This window comes from Paenibacillus sp. V4I5, assembly GCF_030817255.1.
GTDB lineage: Bacteria > Bacillota > Bacilli > Paenibacillales > NBRC-103111 > Paenibacillus_E.
The window spans coordinates 153,069-169,030 of sequence record NZ_JAUSZB010000002.1 but is presented as its reverse complement, the minus strand read 5'-3'; the positions used below and the strand labels follow the sequence as shown (position 1 = coordinate 169,030).

General features: G+C 43.4%; 15 protein-coding genes. All 15 read right to left on the bottom strand.

The genetic code is table 11. The features are described 5' to 3' along the window. Window positions 1-171 precede the first annotated feature (171 nt). The 15 genes from QFZ78_RS02615 to rbfA all read right to left on the bottom strand — a co-directional run bounded on the left by QFZ78_RS02615 (window position 172) and on the right by rbfA (window position 15,960). Window positions 172-1,848: a ribonuclease J gene (locus tag QFZ78_RS02615; protein WP_307443445.1), complete on the bottom strand. Its 1,677-nt coding sequence runs from the start codon at window positions 1,846-1,848 to the stop codon at window positions 172-174. 170 nt (window positions 1,849-2,018) lie between these two features. After that, a complete protein-coding gene (gene dapA, locus QFZ78_RS02610; RefSeq protein ID WP_307545150.1) occupies window positions 2,019-2,882 on the bottom strand; it encodes a 4-hydroxy-tetrahydrodipicolinate synthase in 864 nt (287 codons plus the stop codon). 25 nt (window positions 2,883-2,907) lie between these two features. Then, window positions 2,908-4,125: an aspartate kinase gene (dapG, locus tag QFZ78_RS02605; protein ID WP_307545149.1), complete on the bottom strand. Its 1,218-nt coding sequence runs from the start codon at window positions 4,123-4,125 to the stop codon at window positions 2,908-2,910. Between the two features lie 51 nt (window positions 4,126-4,176). Further along, window positions 4,177-5,214 carry an aspartate-semialdehyde dehydrogenase gene (locus QFZ78_RS02600; protein ID WP_307545148.1) on the bottom strand — a complete coding sequence of 346 codons (1,038 nt, stop codon included), beginning with the start codon at window positions 5,212-5,214 and terminating at the stop codon, window positions 4,177-4,179. 36 nt (window positions 5,215-5,250) lie between these two features. After that, window positions 5,251-5,844: a dipicolinate synthase subunit B gene (locus QFZ78_RS02595; protein ID WP_171648901.1), complete on the bottom strand. Its 594-nt coding sequence runs from the start codon at window positions 5,842-5,844 to the stop codon at window positions 5,251-5,253. Then, window positions 5,841-6,740 (bottom strand): dipicolinate synthase subunit DpsA, encoded by a 900-nt coding sequence (gene dpsA / locus QFZ78_RS02590; protein WP_307545147.1) that lies wholly within the window; start codon window positions 6,738-6,740, stop codon window positions 5,841-5,843. The genes QFZ78_RS02595 and dpsA overlap by 4 nt, the downstream gene beginning before the upstream one ends. 153 nt (window positions 6,741-6,893) lie before the next feature. Next, entirely contained in the window at window positions 6,894-7,349 is a 456-nt protein-coding gene (gene dut / locus QFZ78_RS02585; RefSeq protein WP_307545146.1) for a dUTP diphosphatase, read from the bottom strand. After that, entirely contained in the window at window positions 7,336-8,592 is a 1,257-nt protein-coding gene (locus tag QFZ78_RS02580) for a M16 family metallopeptidase (protein ID WP_307545145.1), read from the bottom strand. The genes dut and QFZ78_RS02580 overlap by 14 nt, the downstream gene beginning before the upstream one ends. A 106-nt stretch (window positions 8,593-8,698) precedes the next feature. Further along, on the bottom strand, window positions 8,699-9,751 hold the full coding sequence (locus tag QFZ78_RS02575) for a polysaccharide deacetylase family protein (RefSeq protein WP_307545144.1): 1,053 nt from the start codon (window positions 9,749-9,751) through the stop codon (window positions 8,699-8,701). Window positions 9,752-9,905: 154 nt separating this feature from the next. Continuing rightward, the gene (locus tag QFZ78_RS02570; protein ID WP_307545143.1) at window positions 9,906-12,008 is read right to left on the bottom strand and encodes a polyribonucleotide nucleotidyltransferase; all 2,103 of its coding nucleotides are present in this window, start codon (window positions 12,006-12,008) and stop codon (window positions 9,906-9,908) included. Between the two features lie 267 nt (window positions 12,009-12,275). After that, a complete protein-coding gene (gene rpsO, locus QFZ78_RS02565) occupies window positions 12,276-12,545 on the bottom strand; it encodes a 30S ribosomal protein S15 (protein ID WP_029195252.1) in 270 nt (89 codons plus the stop codon). Window positions 12,546-12,712: 167 nt separating this feature from the next. After that, window positions 12,713-13,648: a bifunctional riboflavin kinase/FAD synthetase gene (locus QFZ78_RS02560; RefSeq protein WP_307545142.1), complete on the bottom strand. Its 936-nt coding sequence runs from the start codon at window positions 13,646-13,648 to the stop codon at window positions 12,713-12,715. 43 nt (window positions 13,649-13,691) lie between these two features. Further along, complete coding sequence (truB, locus tag QFZ78_RS02555; RefSeq protein WP_307545141.1) at window positions 13,692-14,606, bottom strand: tRNA pseudouridine(55) synthase TruB; 915 nt, start codon at window positions 14,604-14,606, stop codon at window positions 13,692-13,694. After that, window positions 14,603-15,604: a DHH family phosphoesterase gene (locus tag QFZ78_RS02550; RefSeq protein WP_307545140.1), complete on the bottom strand. Its 1,002-nt coding sequence runs from the start codon at window positions 15,602-15,604 to the stop codon at window positions 14,603-14,605. The genes truB and QFZ78_RS02550 overlap by 4 nt, the downstream gene beginning before the upstream one ends. Further along, entirely contained in the window at window positions 15,601-15,960 is a 360-nt protein-coding gene (rbfA, locus tag QFZ78_RS02545; RefSeq protein ID WP_307545139.1) for a 30S ribosome-binding factor RbfA, read from the bottom strand. Before rbfA ends, QFZ78_RS02550 begins: the two co-directional genes overlap by 4 nt. Between the last annotated feature and the right edge of the window lie 2 nt (window positions 15,961-15,962).

The window sequence follows — 15,962 nt, the reverse complement described above, 5'->3', positions numbered from 1 at the left end:
AAACTGCATTGTGCTAGCAAACTTTGCATGTACGGTTCATAATCTCCCATAGTATGAATAAATTTGCGTACTTTCATGCATTCGCACCCTGCGGACTAGAAGAAAAAAAGCTCCCTCCAGTGATGGAGAGAGCTTTTACTATTTGCATAGGTTCAAGTGACTTGTTCGAGCCTAGACTTCCATGATAATAGGAAGGATCATCGGTCTTCTTCTGGTTTGTTCATATAAAAAGCGTCCGAGAACATCTTTCACATTTGTTTTTAAAGATGCCCACTCATTTACATTTTCATTCATTAATTTCGTTAACGTATTCGTTACGATACGATTAGCTTCTTCCAAGAGACCCTCAGATTCACGTACATACACGAATCCGCGAGAAATAATATCTGGTCCAGATAAAATTTTGCCATCTTGTTTGCTGAGTGTAACTACGACCACAAGGATTCCGTCCTGAGACAGTAATTTACGGTCACGCAACACAATGTTGCCTACATCTCCAACACCCAGTCCATCAATCAGAATGTTGCCGCTTTGAACTTTAGATCCTTTGCGAGCAACGCCATTTTGAATTTCTACCGTGTCACCGATATCGCACATAAATATATCTTCTTTAGGAATGCCGACAGACTCGGCTAGGATGGCATGTTGACGCAGCATGCGATATTCGCCATGAATCGGAATAAAGTACTTAGGCTTCATAAGATTGAGCATTAATTTCAATTCTTCTTGACTACCGTGACCTGATACGTGTACGCCAGTAACAGAACCTGGACCGTAAATCACATTAGCGCCAATACGGAATAACTCATCTACGGTACGGCCTACATAACGCTCATTCCCCGGAATTGGAGTTGCCGCAATAATAACCGTATCACCAGGTAAAATATCAATTTTACGATGGGTTGAACGTGCCATTCTTGTAAGAGCCGACATCGGCTCTCCTTGGCTTCCTGTGGAAAGAATGACAACGCGATCAGCGGCAAGCTTGTTAACTTCCTCTGGCTCAATTAGCATGCCATCCGGAATGTGCAAGTACCCTAGCTCGCTAGCGATCGAAACCACGTTAACCATACTGCGACCGATTACTGTTACTTTGCGATTTGTTGCTGCGGCTGCATCAAACACCTGTTGAACACGGTGAATGTTGGATGCAAATGTCGCAATAACAACTCTTTGCTTAGCTTTACGGAACACTTCTTCAATTTCAACCCCAACACTGCGCTCAGAACCTGTGTAACCAGGGCGTTCTGCATTTGTGCTGTCGGAAAGCAAGGCAAGTACGCCTTTCTTCCCAATCTCTGCCATACGATGCAAGTCCGCATATTGATCATTTACAGGAGTTTGATCGAACTTAAAGTCTCCTGTATGAACAACAACACCTTCCGGTGTATCTAAAGCGACACCCACAGAATCAGGAATACTATGATTGGTTTTGAAGAATGTTGCAGTAAGAACGCCTAAGGATAGAACGGATTCCGAATTAATGAGGATCCGATTCGTAGTACCAAGTAAATTTGCTTCCTTCAGCTTAGCTTCGATAAGTCCCATTGTAAGCTTAGTTGCATAAAGTGGAACGTTAAGATGCTTAAGTACATAAGGTAAGCCGCCAATATGATCTTCGTGGCCGTGAGTGATGATAATGCCGCGCACTTTATCCCGATTCTCCGTTAGATATCCAATGTCTGGAATCACGATGTCGATTCCAAGCATGTCCTCCTCTGGAAATTTCAAACCACTATCAATGACGATGATATCGTTCGCATACTGAACGCAATACATATTTTTTCCGATTTCGCCCACGCCGCCAAGAGCGAAGATCAAAAGTTTATCAATATTTTTTTTGGACAAGAATATACCTCCTTCTAAGATTGGACGACGAATTTTAAATGAAAAAACCGAACTAGTCACTTGCAACCATTATACATGAAAAAAAACAACAAATACAAGTTAATACCTATTACTTTAGATTTCCCAAAAAAAGAAAACCGATGCCGGAAGCACCGATTCATTAGGCGTTATCATACAAAAAGTGATTGGATGAATTGTCCTTCTTGCTCGGATACACGAACTAACGGAAGTCTTACGCCTCCAGTTTGAATGCCTTTCAATGCAAGAGCATGTTTAATTGGAGCAGGACTCGGTACACGGAAAATGCCAGTAAAAACAGGATGAAGCTTACGATGAAGTTCTGCCGCTTGCTGAGTGTTACCATCTAAATAATACTTTATCATAGATTGCATTTCTTTTCCAATCACATGACTAGCAACACTAATAATTCCCTGACATCCTACCGCTAGAGCAGGCAGCGCACTGCTGTCATCCCCGCTATACACAAGGAAATTAGGAGCTGCATCATTAAGTATACGTGTCAATTGATCCGTGTTAGCGCAATCTTTGGTAGCCACGATATTCGAAATTTGGGATAGACGAATAGTTGTCTCCGCATCCAAATTCACCCCTGTGCGTCCCGGTACATTATAGAGCATAATCGAAATCTGAACAGACTCAGCTACTGCTTTAAAATGCTGGTACAACCCTTCTTGGGAAGGGCGGTTATAATAAGGAGCTACGATCAGTAAAGCATCGACTCCAAGTTTCTCAACTTTTTGGGAAAAATGAATAGTGTGCACAGTGTCATTACTTCCAGTACCTGCAATGATCTTGCAGCGCCCCCTGGCATAACGAACGGATAGTTCGATAAGCTTCAGCTTCTCATCGTCTGTTAATGTTGGTGCCTCACCGGTCGTGCCACAAATAACAAGGCTATCGGACTGCTGTTCTTCGATCAAATAGTTAATTAATGGTTCCACTTGCTCCCAGTTCACCTGTAAGTTCTCGTCAAAAGGAGTGACCATAGCTGTAATTACTCTTCCAAAATCCAACGTTATACCTCCTCAATCTCACATTTCACTTATATAAATTGAACTTATGATGTAGTGCCCTAACTGATTTAATCATATCAATACCATGGACAAGCACCCAAATCGTTGTATTAGAGTCGGCTGATTGAAGGATACGTATATCCTCTACCGTTAATGCCTCAACAATTTGCGCCATAATACCTGGCACTCCGTTCATACCGCCGCCGATCACTGAAACTTTTGCACACCCACTCACGGCCTTAGGATCATAGCCTTGACTTCTGAGCAGTTTTAAAGCGCGTTCCGCTTCATGATCGAACACCGTATAAACGACTCCCGATGGATTGACGTTTATAAAATCAACACTAATCTGATGCAGCGCCATCGTTTTAAATACACGAAGCTGAAGATCGAATTGACCTTCAACCGCAGCAACATGAATTTGAGTAATGTTCGTAAAATGGGCAATTCCTGTAACGAATCGATCCTTCACTTGACTAATATCCGTAGGGCTACTGTCTGAGAATGTTACCAACGTTCCTTCTTCTTTGGAAAACGTAGATCGCACGCGAATCGGAATATTAGCCTGCATGGCTACTTCTACCGCGCGTGGATGTATCACCTTAGCACCGTTATGTGCCATATTGCAGATTTCAGCGAAGCTTACGCGAACTAACGGTTTAGCATCCTCAACGATCCGTGGATCCGCTGTCAATATCCCGTTGACATCCGTGAAAATATCTACAATTTCAGCTTTAAGGGCAGCCCCAAGAGCAGTAGCCGATGTATCACTACCCCCGCGCCCTAATGTGGTTAGTTCGTCTTGGCTTGTTTTACCTTGAAATCCGGTAACAATGACTACCTTATCTTGCTCCAACAATTCAAGAATCCGGTTGGGCTGCATAGCTACTATTTGGGCATTACCGTGAACATCATTCGTAAGAATACCAGCTTGCCCACCTGTCAAAACCGTAGAGCTAATACCTGTTGCCTGTAATAAGCTGCACAAATGTACCGCAGATATTAACTCTCCGCAGCCCATTAACATATCGAGTTCCCGGGCTGGCAGCCCCTCCCCGTTCTTGCGAACGAGGTCTAAGAGCGTGTCAGTCGCATAGGGTTCTCCTTTTCTTCCCATCGCAGATACAACAACAACCAATTTATAATGATTGATAAGTGCGTCTTGAATGTGTCCAATAACGTGTTCTCTGGCATGAGCGGTAGAAAGCGAAGTGCCTCCAAATTTTTGTACAAGGATTCGCATGAGTTTCCCCCATATTCACTGCATGATGATTACCGCAGTCATACTTGCCGATTATTGTTCTATAGCAATATATTCAGCAATTTGTACAGCATTCCAAGCAGCACCTTTAAGCAGATTGTCAGAAACAATCCACATATTTAGCGCTTTCGGATTACTCAAATCACGGCGTACACGACCAACGAAAGTTTCCAGTTTACCCGCTGCATCTGTAGCAAGTGGATATTGCTGCTCAGCCGGGTTGTCAACTAGAACAATACCAGGGGCATTAGCAAGTAACGTCTTCACTTCTTCTACGTCGAAATCTTCTTTTAATTCAACATAGACAGACTCAGAATGACCATAAACAACCGGAATACGAACGCATGTAGCTGTAACTTCAATGGACTCATCGCCCATAATTTTTTTCGTTTCAAGAATCATTTTCATTTCTTCATTGGTAAAACCGTTATCGAGGAACTTATCGATTTGCGGAATCGCATTGAAGGCGATTTGATGTTTCACTGGCAAAGAACCAACCGGCAATATATCCGGATTCACATCATTTCCTTCAAGCACTTCTTTCGATTGTCTCAACATTTCGTTAATCGCTTTAGCACCAGCTCCAGAAACAGCTTGGTACGTAGATACGATGATACGGGAAATCCCATATCGATCATATAAAGGCTTAAGTGCAGCTACCATTTGGATCGTGGAACAATTCGGATTGGCAATAATGCCTTTGTGCTCGTTAATTTTCTCGACATTTACCTCAGGTACCACAAGTGGTGTTTCAGGATCCATGCGGTATGCACTCGTATTATCGATACAGATCGTCCCCGCCTTAACAGCGTGAGGAGCCAATGCCTTCGTAACATCGCCTCCAGCACTAAATAAAGCTATATCAACGCCTTGAAAGCTTTCCGGTGTCGCTTCTTGAACGGTTACTTCTTGACCTTTGAAAGAAAGCTTTACGCCCGCTGAACGAGCGGAAGATAGTAATTTCAATTCCTTGATGGGGAAATTCCGTTCTTCCAATAGACGGATAATTTGTTCTCCTACTGCGCCTGTAGCGCCTACGACTGCAACGTTAAAAAGCTTCTGGTTCGACATGAGCTGGACTCTCCCCTTCAAGATGTTATATATGAATTAGTATAGAAATCTCTCAATAATCATGGGCTGCAATTGCTTACCTTCAAGAGCAGCTTCACAGGCTTCCATAATCAAGTCCATTCGAGCTACCAACGAATTTGGCTTCGCTCCAGGTGCATCTTGACCATAGGGCACAAAATATATGTTTTTGGTAATGAGAAGCTTTGCGATATTCATCGCGTTCAAACCTAGCCCATCATTGGTCGAAATCGCTAAAACTAGCGGCCGCAAATTTCTCATTTGCGCTTTTGCTGCCATAAGTACTGGACTCTCTGTCATTGCATTTGCTAGCTTGCTAGTCGTGTTCCCTGTGCATGGTGCAATAACCATCACATCAAGCAGCTTGGATGGACCTAGAGGCTCTGCAGCTACAATAGTAGATATAATTTCGTTCCCTGTTATATCCTTAATCTGTTGCTGCCAGTCATCTGATTTGCCAAAACGTGTGTCGGTGGTCATGACTGTATTCGATACAATCGGAATGACACGTGCACCTGCATCTACAAATCTCTTAATCTGCGGCATGACTTCTTCCAACGTACAGTGAGAACCAGTTAAAGCATATCCGACTGTTTTCCCTTGCCAATTCATTCCACATCGCTCCTGTCTTTGAAGTCTTCCACGATCAGCTGACTGAGTGTGTTTGCCATGATGCGGCCAGCTGTTTTGGGGGCGACGATGCCAGGTAAACCGGGCGCTAGCATCGCTTTGATGCCTCTTTTCTCGGCAAATCGGAAGTCCGTTCCGCCGGGTTTAGAAGCCAAATCGATGATGAGCGCGCGATGTGGGATATTAGTAATAACTTGCGCTGTGACTATCATAGTCGGAATTGTGTTAAAAAGCAAGTCAATATTCCCCACTTCCGGGTACAGGTCCTTTGTATAAAAAGGCTGAAAACCCATCTCCCACGCCCTTGCAAAATGCTCCGGTTTCCTCACGCCAACCTTCACGGTTGCCCCTAATCCCTGCAAAGTTTTGGCCATTGTAAACCCTGTACGACCAAAACCTAAAACCATACTGACTGAACCATGGATGGTAATATCGGTGTTCTGGATCGCCATCATGAGCGCTCCCTCAGCAGTCGGAATGGAGTTATAAATCGCAATATCATCACGCTCGAATAACTCCACTACCTCAATCCCATGTGCCGCACAAAGCTTTTTCAGAAAGCTTTTGGCCATTCCTGTATACACTTTGGCATGCTTTGGCAGTGATGACATAAGATCATCCGTCAGTCTCATCTCTTCACTCGAGAATATAGATTCCACTTGTCCCGAATCATCCGTACCTACAGCAGGTAAAATAAGTACATCTACGGTTTGAAACAGCAAGGGATCGAGTTTAGCATTTAAAACACCGCTAAATTGCCTCCCTAAATTGTCAAAGCCGATTAATGTCACCGTAGCATCAAGTTCAGTAAATTTCTGAATTACTTCAAGCTGCCGGGCGTCTCCACCCATAATAGCAACCGAAATCCCAGTGAGCATTCTTACACCTCTTTCTCGGTCCGTTTCGATACGTTATAGTATGCGTTCGCCTAAGGATGGGTGACTTTCCGTGCTCAGTTCGTTGGAAAACAAAAAGAACCCCTTCAATTGGAAGGGGTTCTGGCATTTATGCTTACGTATGTAGAAGGTCTATTACCGTCCTGTATGGCCGAAACCGCCTGATCCTCGCTCCGTCTCCGTTAATTCCGAAACCTCATTGAGCTGGATCTGTGGCACAAGCTGGAAAACCATCTGCGCAATTCGCTCATTCCGCTGAATGGTGAACGGCTCCTGACCATGGTTAATCAGCAGCACTTTCACTTCCCCGCGGTAGTCGGCATCAATCGTTCCCGGTGAATTCAGTGTTGTGACGCCATGCTTGTAGGCAAGTCCGCTCCTCGGACGGATCTGAGCTTCAAGCTCAGGCGGCATGCTGAGTGCAAAGCCTGTCGGGATGAGTTGACGCTCACCCGGACCTAGCACTATCGGCTCGCTTACTGCAGCATGAAGATCGAAGCCGCTTGCAGCAGCGGACATTTTCTGAGGCAGAAGGATATCCTCTTGTCCGGATACCCGTTTAATTTGAACATCAAAGTTAGAGAGAGACAAGCTGATCCCTCCTGAAGCCGTTAATTACATCATCCGAATTTCCCACCATAGACAGAGAAAAAGGTGTGGAGAAAAGCGTTTTCGTCAATTGACGAATGTTCTCCATCTGAACGCTTTCAATTCGCTCAATCATTTCGTCGAGGCTGTAATGCTTACCAGTCATCAACTCATTTTTCCCGAATCGGTTCATCCGGCTGCTGGTACTCTCCAAACTAAGGATCAAGCTGCCTTTCAGCTGCTCCTTTCCTTTCTTTAGTTCAGAATCTGTCATTCCATTCACCGCAATATCATGCAGCAGCTCCATAGTCACTTTGAGCACTTCTTCCGTCTGCTTCGGTGCTGTTCCTGTATAAATCGTGAACATGCCGCTGTCGATATGCGAAGAATGATACGAATAAACGGAATAAGCAAGTCCGCGTTTCTCACGAATCTCCTGGAACAATCTAGAACTCATTCCACCGCCAATGGCATTATTGAGCAGTACCATCGGATATAGATTCTCTTCTTGAAGCGAAAGACCTGGAAGCGATAGACAGATGTGATTTTGCTCTGTTTTTTTCGCATGGAAAATCAGTTCTCCTAGGAAATCCGGTGCATCATAACTTGTTTCCACACCCGTTTGAGCGAATTCACCGAAATGCTTCTCAATAAGCTCGCGCACACTATCGTCAATATTGCCAGCAATACTTAGAACCGTATTATCTGTATTATAATATTGCTTCATATAGTTACGCAGATCTTCGGATTTCATTTTCGATAAATTGTCTTGGGTTCCGAGGATCGTATACCCCAGCGGATGTGAGCCATAAGAAGCTTTGGCCAATAAATCATGAACCAGATCGTCCGGTGTATCTTCATACATTGAGATCTCTTCATAAATGACGTTCTTCTCTTTTTCTAACTCACTCTCATCAAATGCAGAATGGAAAAACATGTCTGAAAGCATATCCATCGCAAGAGGCAAATGATCATCGAGAACTTTTGCATAATAGCATGTGTACTCTTTGGAGGTGAATGCATTCACATTTCCTCCGATTCCATCAAATATCTCCGCGATATCTTTGGCTGAATGGCGCTCTGTTCCCTTGAACAACATGTGTTCAATAAAATGCGAAATGCCGTTATTATCTTGAGACTCATTACGCGAGCCCGTCTTCACCCAGATCCCGAACGTTACTGATCGGAACGTAGGAATTTGTTCCATGACGACTCTCAAGCCATTATGTAAGCGATATTTGATCACCAAGGTTCCTCCTCGAATTGTAGCACCTAAAGTCCTTTTCCCAAATTATACTTACTCAGTCTAACAAAAATGTGCCAATGACTCAACTTTGCGGCTGATTCGTCGATTATTTTGCGATTTTACCTGCTTCAGCAACACGTTTAGAGGATAAAAGCTCAGATACGGTGCCAATCGACAATCCTTTATTTTTAATGATACGGATCATACCATGCAGCGCTTCCTTGGATGAGGTCGTTGGATGCATCAAAATAAGTGATCCTGGCTCGACACTAGTCGATAACCGTTGAAGGATTCGCTCAGACCCTGGATTTTTCCAATCTATCGTATCGAAAGTCCAAAGTACCGTTTGCAGATTGAACTCCGATGCTACTTGAACCGTTTCTTGGTTAAAATAACCCGAAGGAGGCGCAAACAGCATGTTCTTCACACCAAGCTGCTGCTTCAACAGATCCTCTGTTTTAGAAATTTCCTCAACCGCTTTACTTCGCGTTATACTTCTCATATCCTTATGCGAATAAGCATGATTAGACAATTCATGCCCTTCGCTTTGGATCTTTTTGGCCATTTCTACGTTCTTCTTCAACCACGAGCCATCCAGAAAGAAAGTCGCATGTACATTTTCTTTGCGGAGAGTGTCTAACATACTAGGCAAATACTCATTTCCCCAAGCAACATTGATCATGAAAGAAACCATTGGTTTCTTGGGATTCCCTTTATATATCGGATTCGGACCGAGATCGTTCAATTGAATACTTGGTTGCACTTCTTTCATTATATAGTTTATTTTATTCGGCGTTAAGTGATGCTCTGCTAGCTTAAGCGTCTCCTCAATATCGACTTCCAATCCATTGTAACCGGGAATAGCTTTCCAAACGGGATCAATTTTGGCATTGATGGGGGCAATCTTTCGTTTTTCAGCTTCTTTCATAATCGTTTCTAATAAAATGCTTTGCTTTGACTTCTTTTGTTCAGTTGATTTTAAGGTGGCAGTGGCAAAGACAGGGAGTGTTTCTTCACCTCTCCAATTATTATCTGCTAGATACTTACTTTGATTATTTTTCACTGCATGAATGTAAGTTCCTATGCTAGGGATTGCATCCAATGTAAGCAGAACCAAAGCAAAAAAACTTCCAAGAAGAAGCCATTTTTTGTGGAGCATACACAGATCCCCCTTCCTTATGTCCTGATTTTATGCAGGAAAGGACAAGAGTAGAACGAGGCATGTCCAGGTATGTCTAAATAGCAAAAAAGAGACAGATTGATCTGACTCTTTATCCAAAACTATTTAAAAGGGACTTTACAAGTCACGCGGCTTAGGTTTGAGCCGGGACTTGCGAAGTTAATGTCGCTTTGCGAGAAAGATTAACTCTTCCTTGTTGGTCAATTTCAGTTACTTTGACGGTGATTTGATCGCCAATGTTTACTACGTCTTCCACTTTCGCTACACGCTCTGTGGAGATTTGTGAAATATGAACCAAACCTTCTTTACCAGGCAAAATTTCTACGAATGCTCCGAACTTCTCAACGCGTTTAACGGTTCCAAGGTAAGTTTCACCTACAATAACCTCGCGAACGATGCCTTCGATAATCGAACGTGCTTTTTCGTTCATCTCTTGATTGGATGAAGCGATGAATACACGGCCATCTTGTTCGATATCAATTTTCACGCCTGTTTCTTCAATAATTTTATTGATGATTTTACCACCGGCACCAATGACATCACGGATTTTGTCCGGGTTGATGTTCATCGTAAGAATCTTAGGCGCGTATTTGGAAAGAGTCTTCTTCGGCTCAGAAATACGAGATACCATTTTACTTAAAATGTGCAAACGGCCTTCTTTGGCTTGCTGCAAGGACTGCTGTAGGATACTGCGATCAATCCCATCGATCTTGATATCCATTTGCAGGGCTGTAATACCTTCAGCGGTTCCCGCAACTTTAAAGTCCATATCGCCAAGATGATCCTCCATACCCTGAATATCGGATAAAATGGAGAAATGATCTCCGTCTTTGATCAGACCCATTGCAATACCAGCAACCGGAGCTTTAATTGGAACACCAGCATCCATAAGAGCAAGTGTACTTGCACAAATACTAGCTTGGGATGTTGAACCATTCGATTCCAACACTTCAGATACAAGACGAATTGTGTAAGGGAATTCAACTTCATTAGGGATGATCGGCTCAAGAGCTCTTTCTCCTAATGCACCATGTCCGATTTCACGACGACCCGGTGGACGAAGCGGTCTTGCTTCCCCAACGGAAAACGGAGGGAAATTGTAGTGATGCATGAAACGTTTGGTTTCTGTAAGATCCAAGCCATCCAATATTTGAACATCGCCTAAAGCGCCTAATGTACAAATACTAAGAGCTTGTGTTTGTCCACGTGTGAACAAACCTGAACCGTGAGTACGCGGTAACAAATCAATATCACAATCAATTGGACGAATTTCTTCTGGTTTACGTCCATCTGGTCTCACTTTATCATGTGTGATCAAACGACGTACTTCTTCTTTAACGATATCATAAAGCGTTTCTTTCACATCGCCAAGTAACCCTGGAGTTTCTGCATACAAGGCTGTAAAATGTTCCACAGCTTCGGCATTCACAACATCGATTGCATCTTGTCTTGCATGCTTTTCAGGAATTTTAATTGCATCAACTAATCTAGCTTGAGCAAATTCACGAACTGCACGATTTACCTCGGCATCAACCGTATGAAGTTTGACCTCCATTTTCGGTTTCCCCGCTTGTTCAACTAATTCTTCAATCACCGCAACAATCTTACGGATTTCATTGTGCCCAAACATGATTGCTTCGAGGACAACTTCCTCTGAAACTTCATTCGCACCAGCTTCTACCATCATTATTGCATCTTTCGTGCCGGCAACTGTCAAGTGAAGATCACTTTTCTCCGCTGTCTCACCCGTCGGGTTAATAACGAATTGCCCATCTACTCGTCCAACAATCACGCCACCAACAGGCCCATTGAAAGGAACATCAGAGATTGCTAGTGCGGCAGAAGTACCAATCATTGCTGCCATTTCTGGCGGACACTCTTGGTCTACGCTCATAACGATGGAAACGATTTGCACGTCATTACGGAAGCCTTCAGGGAAAAGAGGGCGAATCGGACGATCCGTTAAACGGCTCGCAAGGATCGCTTTCTCACTTGGACGTCCTTCACGTTTAATAAAACCACCTGGAATTTTACCTACGGAATACAATCTTTCTTCATAATTAACCGTTAACGGAAAGAAATCCAGATCTTTCGGTCCGCTTGAAGCTGTTACTGTACTCAGCACAACCGTATCGCCATAACGTACAGTTACAGCTGCATTCGCTTGTTTGGCCAGTCTGCCCGTTTCAAGAATGAACGGTTTGCCGCCAAGTTCCATTTGTACCCTTTTCTCCATAACATCCTCCTAAGGAATTGTTCTATTCAATTCATATGTGTTTGATAAACACGCACAGAAAGTAAGGTTCAGAAACCTTTATTATTATGCTCCGTATGTACTCAAAAATTGCCTAACGTTGGAGTCATTCACTATTTCTGCGTAATGTCTAGTATTTCCTTCTTTTTCCGTTTTAAAAATACAAGAAAAAGCAACCTCGTTGCCTTTCTTCGCCAAAGCTTTATCAAGCCCAGCAAAGGAGCAACAGGTTGCTTCTCATTGTCGGTTTTATCGACGCAAACCAAGCTTTTCGATCAAAGCACTGTAACGGCTCACATCTTTGTTCTTCACGTATGCTAGTAGCTTACGGCGTTGACCAACCATTTTGAGCAAACCACGGCGGGAATGATGATCTTTCTTGTGAGTCCGCAGATGATTAGTCAGGTTGACAATGTTTTCTGTAAGGATTGCTACTTGTACCTCAGGTGAACCCGTATCGGTATCATGTACCTTGTGAGTTTGAATCAGTTGTGTTTTACGCTCTTGAGTTAATGCCATGATTATTCATCTCCTAAATTCTATTGTATCCCCACTAGCCTAGAAATCGCCGATGATAGCGTAGGTCCAAGCTAAGGTTCATGCCACAAAGGATAGTTCCTTTTGGCAACGTTATTCAGTATATCATAATCGCATAGTAGAAGTAAATGCTTGTTTCAACTGGAACGTTATAATTTGTTCTTGGCCGTTTCGACGTCAAGTTTAATTTGAGTAACCAAATCGTCTAGGGATGAGAATTTCCGCTCTGGTCGAAGGAAAGCTATGAGCTCAACATTCATATGCTCGCCGTAAATTTGTTCGGAGAAATCAAATAAATGAGCTTCGAATGAGGGCTTTAATTCTCCGGTTGTGAAAGTAGGCTTTACACCTATATTCATAACCCCTTTATAGGTTTCCCCTTTAACAGAAGCTTTAATCGCATAAACACCATTCGTAGGGATGACGTAAGACTCTTCCAGTTGAATATTAGCTGTAGGAAAGCCAAGTGTTCTCCCACGCTTCTCTCCATCCACAACGATGCCGCTTATACTATAGGGACGCCCAAGTAGTCTGGTAACTGTGTCGATGTCTCCTTGCTGCAATGATTCACGAATGAGTGTACTGCTAACTTTTTCGCCATCCATATGAAAGGGTCTCACCACTTCTACAGAAAATTTCCCATGACTCAACTCACAAAGCGAATCCGGGGTACCTTTACCTTGGAAACCAAATGTAAAATCAAAACCACATATGACACTTTCCACACCAAGCCGATCCAATACTTGATCCACGAAATGTTCCGGGGATAACCGCATTAAAGAGGCATCAAAGGTAACAATGTAGGTATGATTCACACCCAGCGATTCAAACATTTTCATTTTCTTACTCATCGGAGTTATTAGATCTGTATATCTATCTTGACCCATTACTGCCCTAGGATGTGGATGAAAGGTCATAATGGCGGCCTTCAGCCCAAGATTCTTAGCCGTACGTAGGGCTCGTCCAATGACTTCCTGATGTCCCAAATGTACACCATCGAAATCACCAATTGCCACCACTTGCTCTCCTACAATTAGGTCCAAATCATCCATATTAATGGGGTATGATATTGGTATTATGCGCATAACTTTCCACCTACCCATTTCAACCTGTCCCGTGACGTTATAATTAGAGGAAAACTTTGGCTGGGATCAGGACTTGGCTAGCGCTGTTCCATTCATACAAACCAAGAAACCGTTCATCAGGCGAATAAGCCCTGAAAATGGTTTGTGATGCATCTGCATGAGCCGTCCGATTCGCAGTCATAGGTATTTTCTTCCCTTGTAGTGCATGTATAGCTTCCCCGGCAGATAGTTCAATGAATGGGATATGTGAAATCGCCTGATCCATAGGAATCATATGCGCCTGTAGTAATCCTTGAGCCTTCATTTGTTCAATCTGTTCAAATGTTAAGCACTGCTCTTGGCGAATACTGCCCGTCGATGTACGAATTAAACTTTTCATCACCGCCGGATATCCGAGAGCCTTACCTATATCCACACATAAGGTTCTTATATAGGTCCCTTTGGAGCAAGAAGCACGAAATTGAATCTCTGGATGGTTTTGCTGTAGATCCATATGAAGAATGTCTAGCTTATGAATCGTCACTTTACGTGACTTCCGCTCTACTTCTTTGCCTTCACGGGCTAATTCATAGAGTCGTTTCCCATCAATCTTCACTGCTGAGAACATCGGTGGGACCTGTTCAATTTCTCCGACAAAAGAATGAAGAACCTCACGGACCCTTAATTCATCCAAAGTCACCTGCGGAACTTCTTCCAACACCGTACCCGTCATATCCTCCGTATCGGTAGAAAGACCGATTCGAAGAACAGCTTCATATTCCTTGGGCAGCTCCTGAATGTACTCAACCATTCGAGTCGCTCTACCTATACATAATGGCAAAACCCCGGTTACTTGCGGGTCTAGCGTTCCCGTATGGCCGATGCGTTTGATCCCAAGGATACCTCTAACTTTGGCTACAACATCATGAGAAGTGAAGCCCGCCGGTTTCCATACAGGCAAAATGCCTTCTAACGTCATATGAGTTCGTTCCCTACTTCCTGAACCATTTTGGCTATTGCTTCCTCAAGCGTACCTTGGATTGTACAGCCTGATGCACGAACATGGCCGCCTCCGCCAAGTGATTGCGCAATTGCAGCAACGTCAACAAGTCCTGATGAGCGGAGACTTACTTTAATTACACCGACTGACTTCTCTTTAAATAGCATGCCCACTTCCACACCTTCCACATTACGCGGATAGTTGACAAGCCCATCCAGATCGTCGCTTGAGGCACCAGTTAACTCTAAATCTGCCAGAGAAACAGCAAGCCATGCTAATTTACGATCATTTGCAAATGAAAGTGTCGATAAAGCTTTTTGCAGAAGTACGATTTGAGAATAAGTGACTCTTTCCAGCACCTGCTCAGCTATGACAGAGCCCTGAACCCCAAGTGATAACAGCGTTGCTCCGATCTGCATGACCTCAGGCGAGGTGTTTGAATACCGAAAACCACCTGTGTCTGTCAGCAAGCCAGTGTAGATACAATCACCAAACTCCAAATTCGGTACAAGCTTCATATGTATAGCTAAATCATATAAAATTTGAACGGTTGCAGCGGCATCATGTTTAATTAAATGGCACGAACCAAATCTATCGTTCGTTGGATGATGATCAACATTGAGCAGCCGTGCTTGGTCATCAAAAAGAGTGCTGATCCTACCCATTCTGGAGAAATCAGCACAATCTACACTTATGATGGTTTGATAAAGTCTTTCTGGAACTTCCTTGCCATAATCAAGTACTCGATCACTTCCCCATAAATAGGAAAATTTAGAGGGCATAGTGCCCTCATTGATCATTGTAAAGGATTTTCCCAGTTGTTTAAGAATCCAACCGGTTGCATACGTAGAACTGGCGGCATCCCCATCCGGTTGGATGTGAGATACCACCAGGAAATCATCATGCTGCTCGATAAACGTAGCTGCTGCTGCCAGCTGCTGTCTGTATTCGGTGGCATGGTTCATTCCACTTCTCATATGCTTGAATTTCCTTCCTGATTAAGCTTATGCAACAAGTTATCGATATGACTTCCATAATCAATAGAAGCATCGAACTTAAATTGCAGTTCTGGAATTTTACGTAAACGAATTCGCTTGCCTAATTCCGAGCGAATATATCCAGAACCTACAGAAAGCGCCTTAAGTGTTGCAGCTTTCTCTTCTTCTGTCCCCATTACGCTAAGAAAAACGCGAGCTAAGGATAAATCGTTCGTTACTTCTACACCAGTTACGGTTAAGAAACCAATGCGTGGATCTTTTAATTCGGACTGAACGATCTGGCTTAATTCTTTCTTGATTTGTTCGCCAACTCGACCTACACGAACTCTAGCCATTT

Coding starts and splice junctions, on each gene's coding strand:
- QFZ78_RS02560 (WP_307545142.1), bottom strand. CDS start 13,648: ATGCGCATAATACCAATATCATACCCCATTAATATGGATGATTTGGAC.
- rbfA (WP_307545139.1), bottom strand. CDS start 15,960: ATGGCTAGAGTTCGTGTAGGTCGAGTTGGCGAACAAATCAAGAAAGAA.
- truB (WP_307545141.1), bottom strand. CDS start 14,606: ATGACGTTAGAAGGCATTTTGCCTGTATGGAAACCGGCGGGCTTCACT.
- QFZ78_RS02550 (WP_307545140.1), bottom strand. CDS start 15,604: ATGAGAAGTGGAATGAACCATGCCACCGAATACAGACAGCAGCTGGCA.
- QFZ78_RS02595 (WP_171648901.1), bottom strand. CDS start 5,844: ATGAATTGGCAAGGGAAAACAGTCGGATATGCTTTAACTGGTTCTCAC.
- rpsO (WP_029195252.1), bottom strand. CDS start 12,545: ATGGCATTAACTCAAGAGCGTAAAACACAACTGATTCAAACTCACAAG.
- dapG (WP_307545149.1), bottom strand. CDS start 4,125: ATGCGAATCCTTGTACAAAAATTTGGAGGCACTTCGCTTTCTACCGCT.
- QFZ78_RS02575 (WP_307545144.1), bottom strand. CDS start 9,751: ATGCTCCACAAAAAATGGCTTCTTCTTGGAAGTTTTTTTGCTTTGGTT.
- QFZ78_RS02570 (WP_307545143.1), bottom strand. CDS start 12,008: ATGGAGAAAAGGGTACAAATGGAACTTGGCGGCAAACCGTTCATTCTT.
- dpsA (WP_307545147.1), bottom strand. CDS start 6,740: ATGCTCACTGGGATTTCGGTTGCTATTATGGGTGGAGACGCCCGGCAG.
- QFZ78_RS02600 (WP_307545148.1), bottom strand. CDS start 5,214: ATGTCGAACCAGAAGCTTTTTAACGTTGCAGTCGTAGGCGCTACAGGC.